Below are 4,005 nucleotides of genomic sequence, written 5' to 3' on the forward strand. Positions count from 1 at the left end.
CGGTTGCGCCGCTGCCGCCGGTGGCCGCTGATCGCATCGACGCGTCGGCGCCCCCGTCCATCGCCGCGCCGGCCGTGCCGGCCTGGGATCTGGCGCCGGCCGAGGACACGCTCGAGACGACGCCGCGCACGCAGGACGCTGCGCCGTCCGCACCGCAGGCGCCGCAGTGGAGCCTGGCGACGGACGAGCCCGACACCGCCACCGAACATGCCCTCGCGCCCGCTGACGCTGGCGCTGCGGGCGACGCGCACGAGCAGGAACCTGTCGCGCCATCGCAGGCGCTCAGCTTCGATCCGGTCGCGGCCGAACAGGACAGCTGGACCGGCACCGCCGAGCCGCTGCACATCAGCCTCGATTCCCTGGTGCTGGAGCAGGACGCACTGCGGCCGCAGACGCCGTCCACGCTCGCCCAGGAAGACGCTGCCGCAGCCGCTCCCGCGGCGTCCGTCTCCGATGTCGCCGGTTTCGATCCGGTGGCCGCCGAGTATCCGGAGCAGGCGCAGACCGATGTGCCGGCCGCGTTCGCTGGCCTGGACGAACACGACGATCCCAACCTGATCATCGTCGACACGCCGACTGCTGCAGAAGACGCCGACGCCTCCACGCCGCCGCTGGTCATCGAACTGGAAGACGCGCCAGCGTTCGCCGACGCGCCTGGCGGGTCCGCCGACGAGGTGCACACGCTCGACTGGCACGCCGCCCCGGCCGCGCAGGACGAGCAGGCCGCGTCCGCGCTGTCGCCGGATGCGGCCGCGCTGGCCGACGCTGGCGCCCATATCGCCCACGGCGAACGCCTAGACGCGGCAGCGGAGGGCGAGCCAGCAGACGCCGGTGCCGACGCCGAAGACGCCGCGCACGCGATCCCGACGGAGGCCGCGGAGGCCACCGACGCCGCACGCCAGACCGAGTCGCACGCGCCCATGGATGGCCTGGCGCAGACCGATCCCGGCCTTGCCGCCATCGACGAGGCTGCGCACACCGATGCCGTGGCCGATGCGCCATCGGCGCCGGAGCATGCCGCGCGGGAATCCGAGGAGCATGCGACGCCCGAGCCGGTACAGGCACACGCTGCAGCGGTGTCGGACGCCGAAGCCGCGTTCCTGGCCGACCTGGAGGCTGCCGCCGCGCAGTTCGACGTGACCGCGGCCGTCCACAGTGGCGAGCCTGCGGCCGCAGCATCCGCCAGCGCGGAGGCGAGCGCTGCTCCTGCCGCCGCTGCGCCTGCCGCCGAGGCCGGCTTCATCGACGGCGATGGCGAGATCGACGAGGAAATCCGCGCCGTGTTCCTCGAGGAGTTCGACGAGGAACTGGTCAATCTCGGTGCGCTGCTGCCGGCCTGGCGCGCCGCGCCTGCCCACACCGAAAGCCTGCGGCCGATCCGCCGCGTGTTCCACACCCTGAAGGGCAGCGGCCGCCTGGTCGGCGCGCGCGTGCTCGGCGAGTTCAGCTGGAAGATCGAGAGCATGCTCAACCGCGTGCTCGACGGCTCGCGTCCCGCCAGCCCGGCGGTGGTGGCGATGGTCGAGCAGGCCTACGCGGTGCTGCCGCAGCTCAATGCTGCGCTGCGCGGCGACGGCGCGGTGCAGGCCGATCTGGACGCGATCCAGGCCGTGGCCGAGCGTATCGCCGCCGGCGAGGAGGCGTTCTATTTCGCCACCCCGCAGGCGACCGTCGCACCGCGCGCGGGCACACCGGCGTCGGTGGACAGCGTGTTGCGCGAGATCCTCGAAGCCGAGGTCGCCACCCATCTGGAGACCGTGCACGCCTGGCTGCAGCACGCGCCGCAGCCGGCGACCGAAGCGCTGCTGCGCGCGGTGCACACCATGAGCGGCGCGTTCGCGATGACCGACGTGCCGGAGATCACCGCGGTCACCGGGCCGGCCGAGAGCTACGTCAAACGCGCGCTGGCCGCCGGCAGCGTGCCGAGCGCCGACGGCGTGCGTGCGCTCGAGGACGCGGCGCGCGCCATCGCCGCCACCATCGCGGAACTGCAGGCACCGTCGCCGGTGATTCCGCCGTTCACCGACCTGGCGCAGCGCCTGCGCGCGCTGGTGGAGACCCTGCCGGAAGTGCAGTGGCCGCCGATCGCGCACGACGAGGACGACGAAGACCTGTCCGCGCCGGCACCGGCCGAGGCCGGCCTGGATGAGCAGGCCGTGCAGGCGGTGGAACTCACCGCGGCCGACGATCTGTCGGCGTTCCTGGGCGATGCCGCGCATCTGCACGAAGCGCTGCCGGCGGATGACATTGCCGGGCAGTCCGACGCGGTTGACGCCGACCAGCATCGCATCGATGTTCACGCGGACGCCGCGTCCGCGCAGTCCTCGGACGGGGCGGCGGCGTCCACGCCGGCAGACAGCGACGCCACCACCGACACGGATGCGGCCTCGCTGGCGTCGGCGAGCGAGGACGAGCCGCTTGCTGTTGAGCAGGCGGCTGCACCGCATGACGAACGCGACGCCGACGAACAGGCGGCCCTGGCGCAGGACGGCCAGCTCGACGAGCTGACAGTCGAGGCGCCGCTGGGCGCCGAGCAGGTGTCGGACCTGGTTCCAGAAGCGTTGGATCCGGCGGCGCAGGACGCGACGGTCGATGCGGTCATTGCCGATGCTGCGACCGATACCCCGATGGATGCGCAGGAACTGCAGGCGCCGGAGCATGCTGGCGAGTCGCACGGCTCCGAGGCTCACCCAATCGAAGCGCAGGACGGGGAAGCCCGGGATGCGTCCGTGCATGCGCCGGAGTCGCAGGTGTCCGATCATTCGGCGGCCGACCGCGACGCCGACGCCGACGCGACCGAAGCGCAGGCAACGGATCATTCGGCAGCGGACCACGCTGTCGAAGACCATGCGACCGACGCGCAGGCGAGCGACAGCCAGGACGCGTCCGCACACGGACAGGATGCGCAGGCATCGGAGCACGATGCGACGCATGGCGACGCCGATGCGTCCATTGACGACACCGCTGAAGCGCACGAGCAGCAGCTCAACGAGGACGCCCCTGCGATCGGCCTGCGTCAGCACCCGTTGGCGCCGTCGAGCGGCTGGCGCCACGACGGCGTGGCCTCGGCCAACGACGATACCGAGGCTGTCGTCGAGCACGGCGACGTTAGCCTGGATGCCGCTTCGCCTCCGCACGCGGGGACGGGCGAGGGCGGTGCGAATTCCCCCGCCGCCGACACGGACGGCGAGCACGCCGACACCGACGCAGAACACGTCGAGCCGACCAGCGGTGCAGGCGAGAGCGCGCTGCAGGATGTCGCCGCCGAAGCGGACGAGACCACGGACGCGCATCATGCTGGGTTCGACGAAGTGCCCGACGCGCCGCGAGGCGACGCCGCTCACGACGACACGACCGCGGCGACCGAGACGGACGCGACGGCATCGGCCGACGCAGCGCACGAAGAAACCGATCAACACGCGTCGGCGGCAGCCGTGCCCGCACAGCCCGACGTCGACGCCGCGCAGGCCGCGGCCGATCCCGCGCGAACCGATCTGTCGGCCGTCGATCTGGGGCCGCTGGATTTCGCCGACCTTGATCGCGAGCTGGTCGATATCTTCGTCGACGAAGGCAAGGACCTGCTCGACCACTGCGATCGCCTGATCGCCGAGCTGCGTGCCGCGCCGCAGGACCGCGACGTGCTCGGCGGCCTGCAGCGCGACCTGCATACGCTGAAGGGCGGCGCGCGCATGGCCGGCATCAACGCCATCGGCGACCTCGGCCATGGCATCGAGTCCTTGCTGGAGGCGGTCGCCGCCCATCGCACCGAGCTCGACCGCCAGGACGTGCAGTTGCTGGAGCGCGGCTTTGATCGCCTGCACCAGTTGTTGACCCTGACCGGCAACCACCGTGCGGTGGCGATGCCGCAGGACCTGATCGGCGCGTTCGACGCGCGCACGCACGGGCAACGGTTCGCCGCCGCCAGCGATGCCGAGACTACCGTCGCGGCGCCGCTCGCGGCGGCCGACGGCGCGCTGGCTGCCGCGGCACTGGCCGCCGTGGCGG

At 72.6% G+C, this 4,005-nt stretch carries 1 protein-coding gene; it reads left to right on the forward strand.

The window, feature by feature from the left end:
* Positions 1 to 20: 20 nt before the first annotated feature.
* On the forward strand, positions 21 to 4,005 hold a 3,985-nt coding region (locus tag D588_RS0105885; RefSeq protein ID WP_232764242.1), incomplete at its 3' end, for an Hpt domain-containing protein.

The organism is Xanthomonas sp. SHU 308 (assembly GCF_000364645.1).
Taxonomy (GTDB): Bacteria; Pseudomonadota; Gammaproteobacteria; order Xanthomonadales; family Xanthomonadaceae; genus Xanthomonas_A; species Xanthomonas_A sontii.